A 20,251-nucleotide genomic window follows, 5' to 3' on the forward strand; every position below is an offset into this window, starting at 1 on the left:
ACCTTTTATCGCTATTTGAACCTTCAGCCTTGGTAATGTGTTAGCAAGGTGCCTTTTTGTGTTCTGAGCGAATAACGGATGACGGCGATGGAAGCAGTAGCGAATAAACTGGTTGTGTAAGACTGGCACAATGCGTCAACCAAATAGCTAACTAACGGCATGTGGCTAACCACCAATATTCGTTTGAGGGGTTGTTTAGAATTCACAGCACTGTGAATGCGCGCCGACAAATAATCGCTAACCAATTCTGCCGAGCCGTCGGGAATAATATCTTCATTAACTTCGACTTTATCAGCGACGATATCGAGGGAGACCATATCAAGGGTTTGACGCGTTCTGCGATAAGGGCTGATTAGCGCCAAATCCACGGCGTTATCAGGACAATAATTCGCACACAACCACTGCGTAGCGGCCAACGATTGCTGTCTACCAACTTGAGTGAGCTGCCGACTTTTGTCATCCAAACGCGGTGCTTCTGCCTCTCCGTGGCGCATGATAAATAAAAAAATGTCGTCGTTGCTACTTTGACCTGACATAACATTACGCATACTATGTTTTAAGTGCAGTTACGATAACAGAGTGCTTTAATTACGCATAGCACAAAACCTAAATAGTGGTTATTAAACTGTATTATTTCATTTCAGGGATTGTGAGTAGTTTGTGGTTTCCTGACAATTTTGTCTTGAGTTTTTACAATGAGATCATGTGACTAACGTTCAAAAATTTGACAATGCATATCACTTTACCCTGCCTAACGGCCTTAGGGTTATGTTATGCCACGAGCCACAATCCAGCACCTCCTATGTTTCTATGGCGGTTCGTGCGGGTCATTTTTACGATCCAAGCGATTGTCAGGGGTTAGCCCATTTACTAGAACATATGCTCTTTATGGGAAGTCGACATTTTCCAAACCCAAATAGTATCAACGGGTTCATCGAGCAACATGGCGGTAATATTAACGCGTGGACAGGTACTGAATATGCGAATTATCACTATCAGTGTGACGGTTCTGCGATTGCACAAACCCTTCCGGCCTTTGCCGATATGTTGCGCCAGCCCATCTTAAATGAAACCGCGCTTATAAACGAAATCAAATCCATTGATGCAGAGTTTCAGTTTAAAATTAAAGACGATTTACGCCGGCTTTATCAAATTCACAAAGAAACGTGTAATCCCGCTCACCCCTTCTCTAAATTTTCTGTTGGCAATGCTGATATATTTTCAAAACACGAAGTTAACAGCCTTCGCGAGGCATTAAGAGCTCTGCACAAACAGTATTATTGTGGGCGCAATATGTGTTTGTGTATTTCAAGCCCTGTTCCTATTGCTCAGCTAGAAGCGTTAATAACGCAGAGTTTTTCAAGTTTTGAGGCCGGCGCGTTAGCCAGTGATTCTTGGCCTGCGCTTTATTCCTCTTCTCAGCTTGGCATTCAAATTAATATCAAACCGCTGCAAACAGCGCGGCGAATGATAGTAACCTTTGCATTACCAGGCATTCACAATGATATCGATACCAAACCGCTAAATTATATTAGTCATTTACTTGGCGATGAAGGCGAAGGCAGTCTACTTGCCTACTTAAAGAGCCAAAACTGGGCGGTAAATCTAATTGCTGGTTCGGGTATTGAAGGCGACAAATTCAAAGACTTCAATATTAGCTTTCAGTTAACAGAGCTTGGGTTAGCAAACCAACACCATGTGGTAATGGCACTATTTAGTTACTTAGAATTGGTTAAGCTTTCTATTAATGATTCATGGCGATTCGAAGAGAAAGCACAACTTACCGCACTAGCTCTAGAATATGAAGAGAACGTCAAGCCGCTAACGATGGTTAGCGAATTTGCTCAGCATCAGTTTTTATTCACTCCGGAGCAACTAAGAAAGCTTCGCACGAGTATCGGTAGCTACGACGGCGCAGTCATGAAAGAGGCCTTGTCGTTCTTTACGCCGTTTAACATTCGATTAAAGGTAATCTCTCCGGATGTAGAAACCGACAGAAGCTGCGCATATTACAATGCAAGATACCGTGTTCAGCCTATTGCTGAAGAACAATTGAACGCCTTTGCGTCACCAATAACGATTGAAGCATTATCGCTGCCCCCTCCGAACCCTTATTTAGGGGAAAGCTACGCGTTAGTGTTACCAGAAACAGGATTCGATAACCCTACGAAATTGGTTGATAAAGACGGCGTGCGCTTCTGGTTTGCACAAGACCAACAGTTTTTTAGCCCCAAGGGCGACATTTATGTCTCGTTTGATATGGTGCACTTTTCTGATTCTTTAACCGCGGTTGCTGCTAAGCGAATTTGGTTAAGTGCATTAAATGACTACTTGCAAGCCAAGTATTACCGCGCCGAAATTGCGGGGCTGCATTATCGAATTTATGGCCACCAAGCTGGCTTTACATTGCATACCCGAGGCTTTACCAATCAGCAGATGTTATTAGCTGAGCAGTTGCTAGAAGCGGTCTTATCGTTTAAACCATCAGAGTTTAATTTTCAGCATTACAAACAAATGCAGCTTCAAAATTTACAGAACTCATTGTTGAACAAACCAACTAACCGCTTGTTCTCTAGGCTGAGTGTGTTGATACAACGTAATACTCAAGCTCCTGTGGAGTTATTGCAAGCGGTAGCCAACACTTCCTATGAAGATATGATTAAAGTGCGTGACACTGCATTTGACGATTATTTCATAGAAAGTTTTGTGCATGGCAATTGGGCCAGCGAGCAAGCGATGGGATTCGCACACACTATTGATAGTAAATGTGTTAACACTAGCGGTGCACCTTTGTCTCGCGCGGTATCGAAACTTCCCGTTGGCGAAGCTTTTTATCATCAAGTCAGTTGTGAGCACGACGATGCGGCTGTTGTGCTGTATTTACAAGCCCCTACTGCAGGCCTACACGACACTGCACTTTGTATGGTGTTAGAGCAAATGTTGGCGGCACCATTTTTCAATGCGCTTCGAACAGAACAGCAGTTGGGCTACATTGTGGGAACCGGCTATGTTCCCCACAATCAACACCCTGGGATGGCATTTTATGTGCAAAGCCCTAATAACAGTGCCAAAACGCTACTTGATGCCATGACCGTATTCCTGTTTCAGCAGTTAGAAGAAATCGAGTTTTATCGTTTTTATTGGTCTACTATCAAACAGAACTTATTAAAGCAACTTGAAGAACGTGACCTTAATTTGTCGATGAAGTCGCAAAGACTATGGATAAGCTTAGGTACTCAAGATTTAAGCTTTAATAGAAATACACAACTTGCTGAGTGTATTAGTGCGTTAAGTTTTGAAGATATACAAAGTTACGCCCATCAACTTGCCAAGCGAGAGCGTTGCGGAGAGTTGATTCTGTTTGCAGAAGGAAAGCACGAAAAACTAGAAACGCCAAAGCACAGAACCATAAATGGAATTTCAGAGTTTAAATCCCAAATTCCTTATTACTAGCAAAAGATGGTTAACAATTGAACCATCACCCTCCTATAACTAAAAATCGCTTGTAGAGCCCGCGTTATTTCGGCATATTTATTATTCTGGCTGTTAGGGATGCGGCCAGCCTAACTATAAATTATAATGATAAGGCGTAATGCCAAAGGTGTGTAGGTGCGCTCAACCCTAGCTTACTCAGTTATAGTCATATGGCTTCAACTGCTCGGAGTAATTTTCTCCGATGCGGCGGCCATAGAAGTTGCTGATTTACAATTTACTGAGTTAGATAACCGAGATGGGTTATCAAGTACTGTTGTCCTCGACATTGCCGAAGACGACAAGGGGTACATATGGCTTGCGACACCTAACGGGCTTAACCGTTACTCTGGTTATGAAATTAATCAGTATCACCCGTCAGATAACGACCCCCATGCCCTTCCTAGTGGATTTATTCAAAAATTATTTGTTGATTCTGATGGCATCCTTTGGATTGCGACTCACTCAGGGTTAGCCCGCTACCGACCCGAAAGTGATGATTTTGAAACATTTTCCAAACAAAACTCTGTCATCAAACTCGATGTAATCACAACAATTAGTGAAGGTATTGACGGTAGTATTTTGTTTTCAGACCATAAATACGCTTATTCCCTTTCCAAATCGCAAGACAATCAAATAAAAATACTTGCTCAGGTATATAAGACCGATAGCACCATAAAGTTAATATATGATGAACCATCTCGAATCTGGTTTGGCTCTAACGAATTAGGTGCGAAGATTTTAGATAAGAATACCAATGAAGTTTTTGATTTAGGTATGGTCAACCCATGGGGGATCAGTCTAGACACAGGGGCTTTGCATGATATTACAGTAATAGAAGGCAATTATTGGTTGGCCACTAATGAAGGCGTATATGTTATCAGTGCGAATGGCGGCCAACTCAAGCATATAAGTAAAGAGTTAATGAACCTTGATGTCGACGTAAATGTCACCTCTATCATAGAGTTTGATGAGCATGTTTGGTTCAGCTCAGACAATGGCCTTTTTATCATTAATACCAATATTGAATCACCAAAAAATATATCTTCTGCAGACATTGCCCATTTAAGTTCAGATAAACAAAATATAACTAAACTCAGTCAAAAAATCATTTTTGGTATCACCAAAGATAGATCCGGTGCGCTGTGGCTGGGCACTATGCAAAATGCGTTCAAATTCCACTCAGAATTTTCAGAAATACGCTTTCATTCTAGTGCGTTAAAAGGCACAGACAGTGACGAAAACTCAACGATTTGGGGTTTAGCTCAAGACTCTTCCAATGACATATATTTTGCTTCTCAACAAAATGGAATTGGAAGACTAGATAGTGTCACAGGCGATTTCGACTATTTATATTTCGATGAGGAAATATCGCCTGGCACTAGCTATTGGGATGTTGAAATTGATAAAGAAGGGTATTTTTGGGTTGCTAGTTCAGGTGGTTTAAGTGTCTATAAGCGCATAGAGAACAAGCTCGAATTATTAGAGCGTTATTTCCCTGGGCAATTTGTTGACTATATTTATAAAGGGAAAAACAGAGTTTGGGTTTGGCTGGAAGACAACGGCCTGTATTCAATTGACACTTCCATAGACGCAGAACCACCTCTACCGGTGCATCACGAAGTAGATAATACCTCAACGATTCTACTCCCTATCTTTACTGACAATAACAATCGCCTATGGCTTAGACAAGAAAGTGGCATTCTTCTTTACTCCCTCTCTAGCAACACGGTAGTAGATCGAATTGGCAAAGAAAAAGGCCTCTCGTCCCCCGTGTACGGCGTATATGAAACACCTGACGCGTACTGGTTAACCACCCGCTCGGATGGCGTGCTAAAAGTAGATAAAAAAACACTGAAAGTCGTACAGCGGCAAATTCGTGATGATGGAAATGGGTTCATCTTTTCATCTATCGGTACCCACGACAGTATTTGGTACGCAGATAGTGCGGGGGTCCATCAAATAGATTTATCTACATTGAGTGAAATATCTAAAGTTTCGAATGCCCAACTTGAATTTAATTCTTTAGGGGAAAGTGCAGTTTTAGCAACTTCTAATGGCGATATCTATTTTGGTGGCAACAAAGGCTTCAACAGAATATCGAAAGCACATCAGATATCTTCGATTGAAGAAAATCAAACTAGCATGCCCGAACTATTTGAATTTAGAGTATTTGGTGAGTCAAACCAAGCCAACACAGGGTTGCTAGGTACAGATAAAGTAGTTGGGGAAGATAGCTTACTCGCAAATATTACCTACGAAAATGAGAAACTACTTGAATATTTTGAATCCAGATTCAGCATTTCTTTTGGTTTAATAAACGCTGTCTACCCAAAAGAGGTTTCATATCGCTATCGTCTAAAAGGCATGGATAATCTGTGGGTATACAACGAAAATGTCAGAACTGCTCAATTTAACAACATTTCGTTTGGCAATTATATTTTTGAAGTCCAAGCTATCGAGCCAGGGAAACATTGGTCTAAAAGTCGCGAATTAAGAATCTATATTAATCGCCCGCCATGGTTACATTCAGTTGCATTAGTTTTTTATGCACTTTTACTTACCATTGTTTTGGCCTTTATCATTCGACAATACCAATTACGTAAATCTAATCAACTTTCCATACGTGAATCAGAAGAGCGACTCAAACTTACCTTATGGAGTTCTGGCGACGAGCTATGGGATTGGGATGTATACCGTGGTCAAGTATATCGAGCAAACACTTGGGGCACGTTAGACTTCCCGCAAGACGATATAAGAACCACTGGCGCCTATGATGCGAATATTCATCCTAATGATATAGGCCGTGTTAGAGACGCCTTACGCAGCCATTTAGAAGGTAAAAGTGACTTCTATGAGCTTGCCTATCGCGCTAAAACCTTCAAAAACCAATGGATATGGTTACTCGATCGCGGAAAAGTGGTTGAACGGGATCATAACCAGCAACCGGTTCGTATGACTGGAACCTTGAAGAATATTAACCACCTAAAAGAAGCTGAAGAGCAACTAAACCTGTTTAAGCGTTCAATTGAAAATATTTCTGAGGGTGTGTTTATTACCACCACACAGTTTAAATTTATTTCAGTAAATAACGCTTACTGTAGCTATACAGGTGAAACTAGAGAACAAGCCCTTGCAAGCTACCTGCATTTCCATTTGTATCCCGATGCGTTTACAGAAGAGATTAAAAAGACCCTGAAAACGAAAGGTAATTGGTCGGGTGAAGTAGAATCAGTTCGCGTTAATGGTGAACGTTATGAAATGGAACTAAACATAGATGCAGTGCACGACGACGACGGAAAGATAAGTCACTTCGTTGGTGTATTTAGTGATATCACCTCACGTAAGAGTACCGAAAAAGAATTACTTAAGCTGGCTAATATTGACCCGCTAACTGAACTACCTAACCGCTCTTTCTACCAAGCAAGTCATCAGAACTTAGTTCGTAAAGGCGCCCCTCACACCTTGCTGTGTTTGGACATGGACAACTTCAAGAAGATAAATGACTCGCTAGGCCACCAAACTGGCGACATTTTAATTAAACAAATTGCCAAACGCCTACAACGCATTACGGGTAAAAATGCGACTTGTTATCGTCTAGGTGGTGATGAGTTCAGTGTCTTAATGGAAGATAGTGCAGATATTCATACTGTCACCCATTACGCGCAAAACTTACTAGACACCCTTGCTCGCCCGTTCATTATCAATAAGCAAGAGTTTGTGTTGGGCGCAAGCCTAGGGATAGCCTTCTTCCCTGACGACGGCAATACGCCACAAGAAATGCTAAAAAATGCCGACACAGCCATGTACTTTGCAAAAAATAATGGTGGTAATAGCTATCAATTCTTCAGCGGTGAAATGAACCAAAATGCGGTTCGTCAGTTGCAAATCGAAAACTTAATTCGCCAAGGCATTAAAGACGACTTATTTACGGTTTACTACCAACCGAAAGTTGATATCGCCTCTGGCAAACTGGTGAGTATGGAAGCGTTAGTGCGCTTCGAACACCCGCAGAAAGGCATAGTGAGTCCTGGGCAATTTATTCCCCTTGCTGAGCAAACAGGTCAGATCATCGAAATTGGTGAACAGGTATTACGTAAAGCCTGTATAGATACCAAACGCTGGGTCTCTCAAGGCTTATTTACTGGCCGAGTAGCCGTAAATATCTCTGTTAAACAATTCGAACTTCCAGATTTAGACGACAGAATTAACCGCATTTTAAGCGAAGTAGGCCTTTCTCCACTGCACTTAGAATGTGAAATTACCGAAGGGACCTTAATGGAAGACCCTGAAAATGGTCTTCGGATGATGAGCCGATTGAGAGAGCGTGGTATACACCTTGCCCTTGATGATTTTGGTACTGGGTACTCTTCCTTGGCCTATCTGAAGCGATTCCCACTCAATACGCTTAAAATAGATAAAGCCTTTATTGACGATATCGCTAAAAGTAGCGTAGATCGTCATATGGCAGCAGCAATAATTAATATCGCCCACAACCTAGGCTTAAAAGTAGTGGCTGAAGGGGTTGAGGAAGAAGAGCAATTAAATATCTTGCGCCGCTATGATTGCGAGATGTTGCAAGGCTTTTTATACAGTCGCCCCCTTAACGCAGAGCGATTTGAAAAATTACTGACTGAAAATCAAAAACTTCACAACCTGCTTGGCCATTCAAATATCTGACTATTTTTTGGCGCTTACTACTTTTGACTAATTCAAGTGTCAAAAAATGCACCGAAAACAAATTAAATCACCATATATCAACAACTTAAAAAGTTGGCACATCTCTCGCAATATCTTCTGTAACCGGTAAACATCCTTTCTATCGGTTTTGTTTGTTCGTTCTTAAAATAAAAAATCAGAGGAATATTAAAATGTTAAAAGAGTATGCTGTTGCATTAGTACTATCTACCGCTACCCCTGTTGCTGCTGATAACCAAGAAGGCGCTAAGCAAGCCCCTGAGCAGCAAAAAGAGTCGGTTACTCAACCTCAAAACTACCGCCCTAAAACCGGCAACGGTTACGGCGTAGGCTTATAATAGCCTTCAAGAATTCCAAAAAAGAGAGCATAGACTCTCTTTTTTTATACCTGAAATTCAGCTGTGCGCCTAATACATAGGCTTAACGAGAAATAGAGGGGGTTATCCTTGCTTTAAAAGCTTTAACGGCTTCAAAGGCTTTAAGCGTTTTAAACCTAACAGGGCTTCTAAAGCCTTTCTGTAGCCGGTTAAGCTTCTACCATTAGATTATTAAACCCTACAGCCCTGCGCCAATGTATATGTCTGGCAATACCGAACAAAGGGAATACAAAAGGCCCTATCACTAACGCAAGCGCTGCCCAGTACTTAGCATTCATTCCCCACTTCACCGCCTCTACATAAAAGAAAACACCACTTAATAGACTTAACGATATTAAAACAAACAAAAAGCTCTCCTACTTAGCTCAGTAATTAAGGAAACTGAAAAACTCTTTTTAATGCAACGCCAAAATTTTGACTGGTATTTTTTAAAACTGCGGGATTGTACTGAAAATTGACTAGTAAACCACCAAAATTATTCATTACGCACAAAAAAGCCGGGAACCCTTCATAATTTTTCAGGAGCCCGGCTTTTTATCTATTGCTTACATATTAATAAAAGGAACTGTTCTCTTCAGCCATCTTCACCAATACATCAGCAGGTGCGAATTTATCACCCACGGTGCTAGCGTAATGATTCAAGCGCTCAACAACATGTTTTACTCCCAACGTGTCCATATAACGGAAAGGACCGCCTAGGAAAGGTGGAAATCCGATGCCAAAGATAGCACCAATGTCGCCATCACGGGCATTGCGAATAACACTCTCATCTAAACAGCGAGCGGCTTCATTAAGCATCATAAGCACGCAGCGTTCAGCCACTTCTTTTTCACTCAATTTAGTTGACGGTGTTAAACCCAGAAGTGAGTAGATACTTTCATCCACTTCTTTACCTGGCTTCTTGCCTTCGTAGCTGTAAAAACCTTTTTGGTTCTTTTTACCTTTACGACCATCAGCCAGTACTTTATCGAAAGCAGATGGCGCCGTAAAACGCTCTCCAAAGGCTTCTACTAGGAAAGGAATGATCTTAGTACCAACATCAATGCCAACCTCATCAAGCAACTTCACAGGACCTACAGGGAAGCCAAACTTAACGAGAGACTTGTCGATGTGCTCGATAGGCTCGCCTGCAAGAATTAAGCTAGCCGCTTCATTCATGTAAGGTGCTAAAATGCGGTTAACGTAAAAGCCTGCGCCATCTTTAACAACGACGGGTGTTTTACCCTGCTTTTTCGCAAATTCAACAGTAGATGAAATAACTTGATCCGACGTAGTTTCATGAGCGATAACTTCCGCCAATGGCATTTTATCTACAGGTGAAAAGTAGTGAAGACCAATCACGTTTTCAGGACGAGCAGCTTTGGCAGCAATTTGGGTAATTGGAATAGAAGAAGTGTTAGAGGCAAAGATAGTGTTCTCTTTGCAATTTTCTTCAATATCCGCAACCATTTTTTGCTTAAGATCTAAATCTTCAAATACCGCTTCAACTACAATATCGGTATCTTGATAGCCGCTATAGTCTAAGGTGCCAGTGATAAGCGACAGTTGCTTTTGCATTTCGCTACTACGCATGAAGCGCTTTTTCACTTTCTTATTTAAAATGTCGTAGCTATATTTCATTGCATTAGCAATGCCTTCAGGGCGAACATCTTTAATACGCACAGGTACGCCAGCTTTAGTAGAGGTTACAAACGCAATACCGCCGCCCATTAATCCCCCGCCTAGTACGCCAACTTTCTTCATTTTCTCTGGCGCTACGCCTTCAATACCGTTTTCTTTCTTCATGTCGGTAGTCGCGAAGAAAATTTGGCGTAACTGGAAAGATTCAGGCGTCATCACCAACTTTCCGAATGCTTCAGCTTCGGCTTTAAGACCAGCTTCAATGCCATCACGCATGCCAGTTTCGATAACATCAATGATGTAACCGGGCGCAGGATAGTTACCTTTCGTTTTTGCAAACGTCGCTTCGCGCGCTTTTTTGAACATCATGCCACGGCCTGGGCCGGTATTTTCAAGCATTTTGTCCATTACGCTTTTTTGCGGCGCTTCACGCTCAGGCTTGCGCTTAAGGGCAAACTGTTCAGCCACTTTAAGCAAAACGCTTTGCGGTACTACATCATCAACAATGCCGTACTTTTTAGCTTGCTTCGCGCGTGCTGGCGCACCAGTAAGCATCATTTTCATAGCTTGCTGTATACCAATCAAACGAGGTAATCGTTGTGTGCCACCACTGCCAGGCAATAAGCCAAGCTGAACTTCGGGCAAACCCACCTGAGTGCTTGGTGAATCGGTACAAATTCGATAATGACACGCAAGGGCAAGCTCTAAACCACCACCGAGCGCAGGGCCATTTATGGCTGCAACAAAAGTTGCTTTCATGCGTTCGATACGGTCAAAAATAGCTTGGCCGCCTGCTGCAATCGTCGTCGCGTCTTCTGCGGTATTACACGCAGCAAGCATGCTAATATCCGCGCCGGCTACAAACGAGTTTGCTTTGCCACTCGTTAGCACAACACCTTTAATACTGGTATCTGCATCAATGTCATCCAGCATGGCAGATATTTCATCGCCAAAAGCTGCTTTTAGCGTATTCATAGACTCACCAGGTACATCCATGGTGAGTATGGCTACGCCATTGTCTTGTTTGGTTAACGTAAAGGCACCAGATGTTGCTTGAACGTCATTTGTCATTGTTGTGTCCTGACTCATATTATTCTGTCTCCACAATCATAGCTGCACCTAAACCACCCGCTGCACAAGCGGTTAGTAGACCAGTACCACCACCTCGGCGATTAAGCTCGTTAAGCATTTGAGTAATCATTCGCGTACCTGTCGCCGCAAACGGGTGACCATAAGCAATAGAACTTCCCATAACGTTAAATTTGTCCATATCAATTTCACCGGTCGCTTTCGCGCGGCCAAGCTTTTCTTGGGCAAATTTATCGCTGGCAAACATCTTCACGTTAGAAAGGGTTTGCGCCGCAAAGGCCTCATGCATCTCGATAAGCGTAATATCGTTTAATGTCATGCCTGCACGGTCTAGTGCGATTGGGGTTGCGTAAGAAGGCCCCATTAACATGTCTTCCCAAACGTCGATGGCTGAGAATGCGTAACTTTTGAGATAACCTAATGGCTTATAACCCAACTCTTTCGCGCGGCTCTCCGTCATCATAATAACGGCTGAAGCACCATCAGTTAGCGGGGTGGCGTTAGCTGCCGTTACCGTACCGTATTTTTTATCAAAAACGGGACGAAGCTTTGCGTAGCCTTCAAGCTTAGAATCGAAACGTACGTTGTTGTCACGAGATAACGCACCTTTGTAGGGTTCTGCATAAGCGGTCATCACTTCACTGTCTAGCTTACCTTCTTCCCAGCTTTGCGCCGCAAAACTGTGTGAACGATGTGCTAGTGCATCTTGTTCTTCACGTGAGATGTGGTGCGACTTCGCCATTTGCTCAGCAGTTTGTCCCATAGACAAACCGGTTGAGTATTCTGCAACCGCTGGCGGCACAGGGGCTAGATCTTTAAGACCTAAACGCTTAAAGATATTAAACTTCTGACCCAAAGTTTTGGTTTTTTGAAGATCAACCAATGCACGAGCTAGGTTCTTAGATACACCAATTGGCGATACAGACGTAGAGTCAGCACCACCAGCAATACCTACCTGAACGTGGCCAGCCATCATACTTTCGGCAATATTCACAGTGGACTGGAAACTAGTGGCACATGCGCGAGAGACGCTATATGCATCGGTGTGCACATTCATGCCAGTACCCAATACAATTTCACGGGCAATATTTGGGGCTTCAGGCATTTGAACAACTTGACCGTAGACAACCTGATCAACCCATTCTTTTTGTATACCATGGCGTACGAGCAGTTCGTTAACGACCATTTTACCTAAATCGACAGCGGGAACGCCGTGGAAATATGTCGCCATTTTTGCAAACGGAGTACGTAACCCCGCCACAATGGCGATGCGATCACCCTCGCGGGTAGTAACAGATTGTCTTGTTGACATAATGCACCTAAATTAATGACCACGTGAAATAAGTGGTCTGACCTGTAATAAACCCAATTTTTACAAACAATGAACAAAATAGCAAATTATCAACGTTCACGAACAGTTTTCAGCCTATTTGTTTCGAATAAGCGTCGCCTATCTGAAAATTAGATGTTTTTAACGACTTGAACTAGACGACAAGGGAACCATATAAGAAAAACATAGTCTGTTTTATGCCAATTTATCTACTCGCGACACACATTTGGGCGAGTTAATTGGTTTACTTTTCCTGATAACTAGAATTTCAACGGAATAATTGCATTATGGCAGCGGAACAATTTCAGCAACTGCAGAAGTATTTAGATCAGCAAATTATTGGTCAAAGTGCACTTACGAAAAGCCTTCTTATTGCGCTTTTAGCCGATGGCCACCTTTTAGTAGAAGGGCCTCCAGGTTTAGCTAAAACACGAGCAATCAACGCGCTTGCCAATGGTATCGACGGCGACTTTCATCGCGTTCAATTTACCCCAGATTTATTACCTGCTGATTTAACCGGCACGGATATCTACCGTCCTGAAACGGGTGAATTTGTTTTTCAAAAAGGCCCACTATTTCACAACTTAGTTCTGGCCGATGAAATTAACCGTGCACCCGCTAAAGTTCAATCAGCGCTGTTAGAAGCCATGGCAGAACGTCAAATAACGGTTGGCAGTAAGACCTACCCGCTTCCGCCATTGTTCTTGGTTATGGCTACACAGAACCCTCTTGAACAAGAAGGGACTTACCCATTACCAGAAGCACAGCTCGATCGCTTTTTGATGCACGTCGACATTGATTATCCAGACGCAGAAACAGAGTTAGAAATTTTGCGATTAACCCGTGGTGAAGCGCTATCAGTACCGCCAGTAACACCGCCTAAATTAACTCAGCAAGATATATTCTCTTCACGTAAAGAAGCCCTAGCGCTTCATATGGCGCCTGAGCTTGAGCAATATTTGGTGCAATTGGTCATGGCCACCAGACAACCAGCTAAGTTTGACGCCAACCTTGCCGAATGGATCGCTATGGGTACTAGCCCTCGCGCCACCATCAGCTTAGACAGATGTGCACGTGCACACGCGTGGCTAAGTGGGCGAGATTTTGTTGGCCCTGATGATATTCAAGCGGTTGTACATAACGTACTTCGCCATCGCATTATTTTGTCTTATCACGCAGAAGCACAAGGCATTACTATGAACGATGTGCTGAACCAAATTGTTGCTACCGTAGCTGTTCCATAAACGATGAGTGATGTTCATTCGCAGTTAGCGCTACTGCAAACCAACGGTGTTAATTTGTCCACTGCTGAGCTTTTACGTTATCAGCAGTTGGCTAAGCTATTTAGTCTTGCGCCCAAGCGCTCGCCTCAAGCTCGCCTTGCCGGTAGCTATTTGACCAAACATAAAGGTCGAGGCATGGAGTTTGACGAAGCTCGGCACTACCAACCAGGCGACGACATTCGAGCAATCGATTGGCGCGTTACCGCTCGTACGGGTAAAACTCACACCAAAATATATCGTGAAGAACGTGAGCGTCCTGTATTTTTGTTTTGCGACTTCTCGCCATCAATGATGTTCGGAACACGGCTACTGACTAAATCTATGCAGGTTGCCCACATCTGTTCGTTGATAAGTTGGTCTGCGGCAGCGCATGGCGATAAGGTAGGCGCGTTGTTGTTTAACCAAAGCCAGCACAAAGAAGTGAAACCCCTTGCTCGTAAGCGGGCTGTTTTGCACATTTGTCACGAGTTGATGGATTTGCATGCCACCAGCCATGAGCAAGTGGCGAGCACTGAGGACGATACTCAAGCTTTTGCAGACGCATGTGCTCGACTTCGTCGTTTAGCTCGCCCAGGTAGCCTCGTTTATCTACTTTCTGATTTTCAGCATTTAGGTAGTGCAGCCCAGCAACATTTAAGTCAGCTTTCGCGCCATTGTGAAGTTAGAGCAATTATTGTTGACGATCCTATTGAACATAGCTTGCCCCAAACACGCTCCATTCAACGAGTAAGTGTTTCTGATGGCATTAATCAACAACGATGGTTATTAGGCGATAGAAAAGAAGAAGACACCTATCAACGTTGGCGTGAACAACAAAACAGTGCAATGGAACAATCACTTAAACAAGCAAATATTTCTCGCTACCACATTTCTGCGGGACTGCCTCTTGATACCCAAATTCAAGGCATGCAACAGGAGCGCTTTTGATGCAATCAGCCCAAGGTATGCCGCAAACCGATCCTCTTGCACAGCTTAAAGATATACATGTTCCTGACAATGTAGCAGTTTGGCCTCTGGACTGGGGCTGGTGGTGCTTAATTACGTTATGTTTAGCAGGCACAATAAGTCTCATTATTTATCTTGTTAAAAAGCGTAAATTCAACAAGCCCCGTCGCGATGCACTAAAGCTACTAGCAAGTATTTCGTCTTCTGACGACAACTGGCCTATGCAAATCAATAATGTATTAAAACGTACCGCGGTGACCTATTTCAAACAACAAGAAGTAGCAGGGCTTTATGGTAACAGTTGGCATGAATTTCTATTGAAAACGCTGCCAGAAAAACGTAAAAATAATATGAGCGATTCACTATCAACACTGCATTCTCAGCAGTACGCGCCGAAATGCGACAACAAACATTTTGACGAATGTAGTAAAGCAGCAAACGCGTGGGTGAAGCACTTTAAAGTCACCTCCCCTTCAAATAGTAAAGGAAAGCTGGCTTCACAAAAACCTTCATCCTTTAATCAGCAAAAAAGTCAGGAGGCAACCCATGCTTGATTTCGCATGGTGGTGGGCTTTGCTCCTACTCCCCCTCCCTTTACTTGTTCGATACCTAGTGCCAGCGAAGCCACAACATGTGATGGCGGCCTTACAGGTGCCTGCATTAAGACCGGGCATTCAAGACACTCCCTCACCGCTTAAAAGCAGCAAAATCCCAGTTCTACTTGCATCGCTAATTTGGCTCTGCGTGGTTATTGCCGCAGCCCGCCCCCAATGGTTGGGGGAGCCAATAAGCATTCCAAGTGAAGGCCGAGAGATGATGTTGGCGGTAGATTTATCTGGCAGTATGAAAATTGACGACATGGAATTAAATGGCAGACAAGTGAATCGACTGACCATGACAAAGTCCGTGCTGTACGACTTTATCCAGCGCCGCGTGGGTGACCGCTTAGGCTTAATATTGTTTGCCGATACCGCTTATCTTCAAGCACCACTCACTTATGACAGAGATACGGTTTCTACTTTACTGAGCGAATCTGTGATTGGTTTGGTGGGAGAACAAACTGCAATCGGTGATGCTATTGGCTTAGCGGTTAAACGGTTTGATGCAAAAGATGAATCAAACAACGTGCTTATTTTACTTACCGATGGACAAAATACCGCAGGTTTTATTACCCCTGAGCAAGCAAAAGAATTGGCAGTAAATAAAAAAGTGAAGGTTTACACCATTGGCGTAGGCGCAGATAAAATGCTGATCCAAAGTTTCTTTGGTAGTCGACAGGTGAATCCTTCTCAAGAGTTAGATGAAGACATGCTAAGTGACCTTGCTACATCTACCGGTGGGCAATATTTCCGAGCTAGAGATGTAAAAGAGTTAGAAGCCATTTACGCCAAGTTAGACGCACTAGAACCAATACAAGGTGAAGCGAGAAAAATGCGACCGCTAACAGCCCTCTTCTACTTTCCATTGGCGGTAGCCTTTGTTTTGTCTGCCTTATGGGCATTAATAATGATTGGAAGTACGTTGATAACATCACTGTCACGCACTCACGTTTCATCGAGCGACAAAAAGGAAAGTGTGTAATGGAAGATTTTATTACCAACTTCCACTTTTTGCGACCTGAGTGGTTTATAGCGCTTATTCCCGCGCTTATTCTTTATATAGCTCTTAAGCGAAATACGTCGAAAAAGTCGGGTTGGCAATCGGTTATTCCCTCACATTTATATCAGCATATGGTGGTAGGGAAATTAACAAAAGGGCAGAAGCCTCCATTTTGGTTGCTTGCATTCGGGTGGCTGCTTGCCGTTGTTGCCTTAGCTGGTCCAACATGGGAGCGCCTCCCACAACCTGTTTATCAACTAAAGATGGGGCATGTCATAGTCATGGATATGTCATTGTCGATGCGCGCTACTGACATTACCCCAGATCGACTTACCCGAGCCAAATACAAAGCCATCGATCTTGTTAACCAAATAGGTGAAGGTGAAATGGGTTTAGTGGCTTATGCGGGTGATGCATTTGTGGTGAGCCCGCTTACCCAAGATGCCGCTAACATAACGACACTCTTACCAAGTTTATCACCCGAAATTATGCCGGTGCCCGGCAGCGACCCATTGTTAGGCGTTGAGACCGCTGCTGAGTTGTTAACAAACGCGGGCTACAGTAAAGGTATGATTTACTGGATAACCGATGGCGTTGATTTACGCCAGCAACAAGAGTTACAAGAGTACGTTGCTGACATGCCTTTTACGTTGAATGCACTTGCTGTAGGAACAGATGACGGTGCTCCTATCAGGCAAATCACCGGTGAATTACTCAAAGATAGAAGTGGCGCTATTGTGATACCTAAACTTAATAGCGGTGCAGTAAATGCAATTGTCCGTGCTAGCGGCGGTAAATTTAGTGAAATTACCACCAATGATGATGATATTACTGCACTCGCTTCCTTGTCGCTACTCGATAGAGACAGTGAATCAGAGGAAGATGCGAATAATACTGAAGGCGACCAATGGCGCGAGTTTGGCCCCTATCTTTTATTGGCTCTGCTTCCGCTAATGGCGCTTGGATTTAGGCGCGGATTAGTGTTTGCTGTTATAGCAGCTATCTACATGCCGATGAGCAGTGAATCAGTGATGGCGCAATCTGTTACCCAAGAGCCGCCGTCAGAGAGTTCAACTTCCTCTTCTGTGTCATGGTGGCAAAAGCCATTTTTAAATGCCAATCAAGAAGGCTTAGCAAACTACTCGGATAACGCCTTTGATCAAGCCGCGTCTACATTTGAAGACCCTGCTTGGCAAGGTGCGGCGCATTACAAGGCCGGCGACTACGAACAAGCACTTGCCGCTTATCAACAACAAGGCGGTATTGAAGGTTTGTATAACCAAGGCAATACACTGGCTCGTTTGGGCAAGCTAGATGAGGCCATCGCCAAGTATGACGAAGTACTAAAGCAAGATCCTAACTATCAAGATGCTGCGGCAAATAAAACCTTATTGGAACAGTTGAAACAGCAGCAAGAAGAGCAGGAACAGCAAAACCAAGAAAATCAGCAATCGAATGAGGGTGAAAACCAACAAGATTCTGGCGAAGGTGAAAATCAAGAAGGTAGCGACGATAGTAGCCAAGATAGCCAAAATAATGATGGTTCAAACAGTGAAGATACATCTGAAGAAAACGGTGAGCAGAGCGCGTCTGATAACCAGAATGCTAACGATGAAAATGACAGTCAAAGTGATCCCCAGTCTTCACAAAATGAAAGGGGTGAACAAGATGATAGCAAAAACCAAAATGAGTCGGAGGCGCAAGATGGTGCCAACGGTGAAGAAAACGACAAAGAAGACGCAGGCGCCCCACAAAATACTGGGAATGAAGAAAGTAGCGATGAAGCCCAGCAAGAAAGTGATGCCGCCATGGCTCAAGCTGGCGAGATGACAGATGCTGAAAAAGAACAACAGCAACGTCTTGAAAATTTAATGCGCAGAGTACCAGATGACCCCGCGTTCTTATTAAAACGAAAAATGCAATTAGAAGCGCAGAAGCGCCAAAGACAACGCATGCCTTCAAATCGGAGTGATTGGTAGATGAAAGCAATTTTATTCACTACAACCCTTTTCTTACTTTTACGCAGCATGGTTGTGCTGGCAGATGTGACTTCAGTTGAAGCCACTATAGATAAAAATCCGGTAATGCTTGATGAGGCTATTCGGTTAACCGTTGTGGCAAATGGCGGCGCAGACCGTGAGTCTTTTGATAGCTCAATATTATTAAAAGACTTCGTTGTTGGTAGAACGTCGGTGAGCAGTCAAACCTCTATTGTGAACTTCGATACCAAGAAAACCACCACCTGGACTACCACCTTGTTTCCGCGTAAAGAAGGTACCTTCACCATTCCTGCTATTAGTATAGAAGGTAAGCAATCTGCGCCAATGTCGGTGAATGTTATTCCCGTTCAACAATCTGAGAACGTTGCCCGCGATTACTTCGTGACTACTAGTATTGATTTAAAAGAAGCCTATCTAAACCAACAACTTTTCTACACCATAAAATTGCATCTTGCGACAAATATCGAGCGCGGCAGCTTGCAATCGCCCACCATGCAAAATGCAGAAATAAAGCAGTTAGGTGACGATAAGCAATATACCGACATTGTAAACGGTCGCCGTTACCAAATTATCGAACGCCAATTTGCCATCGTGCCCCAAGCATCAGGCGAATTTACCATTAGAGGGCCGGTATTTACTGCTGAAGTGGCTGCCGCTAATACGAATCAACGTTTCGGGTTATTTAATAGAACTCAACAAGTGAACCGTGTTGGACCCGATATTACGGTAAATATCAAACCTATCCCTGCTGGTATTGACTACCCATGGTTACCCACTGAATTGGCGCGGGTTGATGAAGAATGGCCCCAAGGCGATGCCTTTGTAGTCGGTGAACCTATCACTCGTGTGGTAACACTTACCGCACTAGGTGTAGTGGAAGAACAGTTACCAGAAATACCAGAGTTTTATCCTCCTCACTTTAAATTGTATCCAGATCAATCCTCTACCACCACAGTAGAAAAAGACAGCACCTTGATTGCACAGCGTAAGAGCTCGCTGGCGGTAATTCCCACTCAAGCAGGCAGCTTTGTATTACCTGAAGTGACTATCCCTTGGTTTAATACCTTAACCGAGCAAACAGAGTATGCGACTATCCCTGCCCGTACAGTCACTGTTCAACCAGCTACTGCTGCCACGTCGCCCACTCAGCCAGGTTTCGACAATCAAGCGGCGAGTAGCGCAACTTCAGTACCTACTAATCAAGCCGGCCAAACTGAAAGTGGTGGCGAGCTAAATAGTGAACCACAAAGTGGATTAGCTAATAGCGGTGAAGCACAAGCTCCTCATTACTTAACTTGGCTATTTGCAGGTCTCTGGGTACTCACGGTTATCGCTTGGGTAGTGACTTATGTAATTCAAAGAAAGCGAAAACCAAATTATACGGCGACTACCGCCAATACTGTTTTAGTAGCGAATTCAGGTGATGAAACGGCGGCCTTTAAATCATTGATGGCGTCAGTAAAAGCGAGTAATACAGCGGCTATTGCTCCAGCATTGCAAAACTGGTTGAAGTGTTTATATCCCCACCACAAAGGTTTTATAAATCCATCCGACCACGGCGCAACTAGCGAGATCCAGTCTCATTTAAATGCATTGCAGCAAACACTGTTTAGCCAGTCGAAAAGCGACTGGAAACCCGAATCAATGCAAAACGCGATTAAAAAAGCCAGAGATACTTGGTTAAAAAACAAGAAGTCTGGTAAAAATACCTTAACTAATTTGTACCCCTCTACCTAAATACTGCGCAAAGGAAAGGCGCTTTATTTGGACTGCTTGGCACGAGTAACTTTAAAAAAGAGGCATTAACTCGTGCTAGGGGTACAAATTTAAAGATAAAGC

General features: G+C 43.5%; 13 protein-coding genes. 9 read left to right on the forward strand and 4 right to left on the reverse strand.

Annotated features, from left to right (window positions below):
* Window positions 1-23: 23 nt before the first annotated feature.
* A complete protein-coding gene (sixA, locus tag AV939_RS09045; RefSeq protein ID WP_231751183.1) occupies window positions 24-536 on the reverse strand; it encodes a phosphohistidine phosphatase SixA in 513 nt (170 codons plus the stop codon).
* A 169-nt stretch (window positions 537-705) separates the two neighbouring features.
* Between sixA and AV939_RS09050 the strand changes: the two genes are divergently transcribed.
* The 3 genes from AV939_RS09050 (at window position 706) to AV939_RS20265 (ending at window position 8,507) form a co-directional block, all read left to right on the forward strand.
* Window positions 706-3,453, forward strand: coding sequence for an insulinase family protein (locus tag AV939_RS09050; protein WP_057793027.1), 2,748 nt, complete (start codon window positions 706-708; stop codon window positions 3,451-3,453).
* 156 nt (window positions 3,454-3,609) lie between these two features.
* Window positions 3,610-8,151 (forward strand): EAL domain-containing protein, encoded by a 4,542-nt coding sequence (locus tag AV939_RS09055; protein ID WP_061997583.1) that lies wholly within the window; start codon window positions 3,610-3,612, stop codon window positions 8,149-8,151.
* 191 nt (window positions 8,152-8,342) lie between these two features.
* Window positions 8,343-8,507 (forward strand): hypothetical protein, encoded by a 165-nt coding sequence (locus tag AV939_RS20265; RefSeq protein ID WP_167347518.1) that lies wholly within the window; start codon window positions 8,343-8,345, stop codon window positions 8,505-8,507.
* A gap of 188 nt (window positions 8,508-8,695) precedes the next feature.
* On the opposite strand, the gene AV939_RS09060 is transcribed toward AV939_RS20265, so the two are convergent.
* The 3 genes from AV939_RS09060 to fadI all read right to left on the reverse strand — a co-directional run bounded on the left by AV939_RS09060 (window position 8,696) and on the right by fadI (window position 12,567).
* On the reverse strand, window positions 8,696-8,893 hold the full coding sequence (locus AV939_RS09060) for a hypothetical protein (protein ID WP_061997584.1): 198 nt from the start codon (window positions 8,891-8,893) through the stop codon (window positions 8,696-8,698).
* Window positions 8,894-9,098: 205 nt separating this feature from the next.
* On the reverse strand, window positions 9,099-11,237 hold the full coding sequence (gene fadJ, locus AV939_RS09065; RefSeq protein ID WP_061997585.1) for a fatty acid oxidation complex subunit alpha FadJ: 2,139 nt from the start codon (window positions 11,235-11,237) through the stop codon (window positions 9,099-9,101).
* 19 nt (window positions 11,238-11,256) lie between these two features.
* Complete coding sequence (fadI, locus tag AV939_RS09070) at window positions 11,257-12,567, reverse strand: acetyl-CoA C-acyltransferase FadI (RefSeq protein ID WP_013784923.1); 1,311 nt, start codon at window positions 12,565-12,567, stop codon at window positions 11,257-11,259.
* A 305-nt stretch (window positions 12,568-12,872) separates the two neighbouring features.
* On the opposite strand from fadI, the gene AV939_RS09075 reads away from it, so the two are divergent.
* From AV939_RS09075 to AV939_RS09100, 6 genes are read left to right on the forward strand one after another with little or no spacing between them, the layout of a single operon-like run.
* A complete protein-coding gene (locus AV939_RS09075; protein ID WP_057793039.1) occupies window positions 12,873-13,829 on the forward strand; it encodes an AAA family ATPase in 957 nt (318 codons plus the stop codon).
* A 3-nt stretch (window positions 13,830-13,832) separates the two neighbouring features.
* Window positions 13,833-14,795 carry a DUF58 domain-containing protein gene (locus tag AV939_RS09080; RefSeq protein ID WP_057793041.1) on the forward strand — a complete coding sequence of 321 codons (963 nt, stop codon included), beginning with the start codon at window positions 13,833-13,835 and terminating at the stop codon, window positions 14,793-14,795.
* The gene (locus AV939_RS09085) at window positions 14,795-15,367 is read left to right on the forward strand and encodes a DUF4381 domain-containing protein (protein WP_057793044.1); all 573 of its coding nucleotides are present in this window, start codon (window positions 14,795-14,797) and stop codon (window positions 15,365-15,367) included. The genes AV939_RS09080 and AV939_RS09085 overlap by 1 nt, the downstream gene beginning before the upstream one ends.
* On the forward strand, window positions 15,360-16,394 hold the full coding sequence (locus AV939_RS09090; protein ID WP_061997586.1) for a vWA domain-containing protein: 1,035 nt from the start codon (window positions 15,360-15,362) through the stop codon (window positions 16,392-16,394). Before AV939_RS09085 ends, AV939_RS09090 begins: the two co-directional genes overlap by 8 nt.
* Window positions 16,394-18,391, forward strand: a complete 1,998-nt coding sequence (locus AV939_RS09095) for a VWA domain-containing protein (protein WP_061997587.1) — start codon at window positions 16,394-16,396, stop codon at window positions 18,389-18,391. The genes AV939_RS09090 and AV939_RS09095 overlap by 1 nt, the downstream gene beginning before the upstream one ends.
* A complete protein-coding gene (locus AV939_RS09100; protein WP_061997588.1) occupies window positions 18,392-20,149 on the forward strand; it encodes a BatD family protein in 1,758 nt (585 codons plus the stop codon).
* The last annotated feature ends 102 nt before the right edge of the window (window positions 20,150-20,251 follow it).

Origin of the sequence: Alteromonas sp. Mac1 (assembly GCF_001562125.1) — a bacterium.
Lineage (GTDB): Bacteria > Pseudomonadota > Gammaproteobacteria > Enterobacterales > Alteromonadaceae > Alteromonas > Alteromonas stellipolaris.

Coding starts and splice junctions, on each gene's coding strand:
- AV939_RS09080 (WP_057793041.1), top strand. CDS start 13,833: ATGAGTGATGTTCATTCGCAGTTAGCGCTACTGCAAACCAACGGTGTT.
- AV939_RS09075 (WP_057793039.1), top strand. CDS start 12,873: ATGGCAGCGGAACAATTTCAGCAACTGCAGAAGTATTTAGATCAGCAA.
- AV939_RS20265 (WP_167347518.1), top strand. CDS start 8,343: ATGTTAAAAGAGTATGCTGTTGCATTAGTACTATCTACCGCTACCCCT.
- AV939_RS09100 (WP_061997588.1), top strand. CDS start 18,392: ATGAAAGCAATTTTATTCACTACAACCCTTTTCTTACTTTTACGCAGC.
- sixA (WP_231751183.1), bottom strand. CDS start 536: ATGTCAGGTCAAAGTAGCAACGACGACATTTTTTTATTTATCATGCGC.
- AV939_RS09095 (WP_061997587.1), top strand. CDS start 16,394: ATGGAAGATTTTATTACCAACTTCCACTTTTTGCGACCTGAGTGGTTT.
- AV939_RS09085 (WP_057793044.1), top strand. CDS start 14,795: ATGCAATCAGCCCAAGGTATGCCGCAAACCGATCCTCTTGCACAGCTT.
- fadI (WP_013784923.1), bottom strand. CDS start 12,567: ATGTCAACAAGACAATCTGTTACTACCCGCGAGGGTGATCGCATCGCC.
- AV939_RS09090 (WP_061997586.1), top strand. CDS start 15,360: ATGCTTGATTTCGCATGGTGGTGGGCTTTGCTCCTACTCCCCCTCCCT.
- fadJ (WP_061997585.1), bottom strand. CDS start 11,237: ATGACAAATGACGTTCAAGCAACATCTGGTGCCTTTACGTTAACCAAA.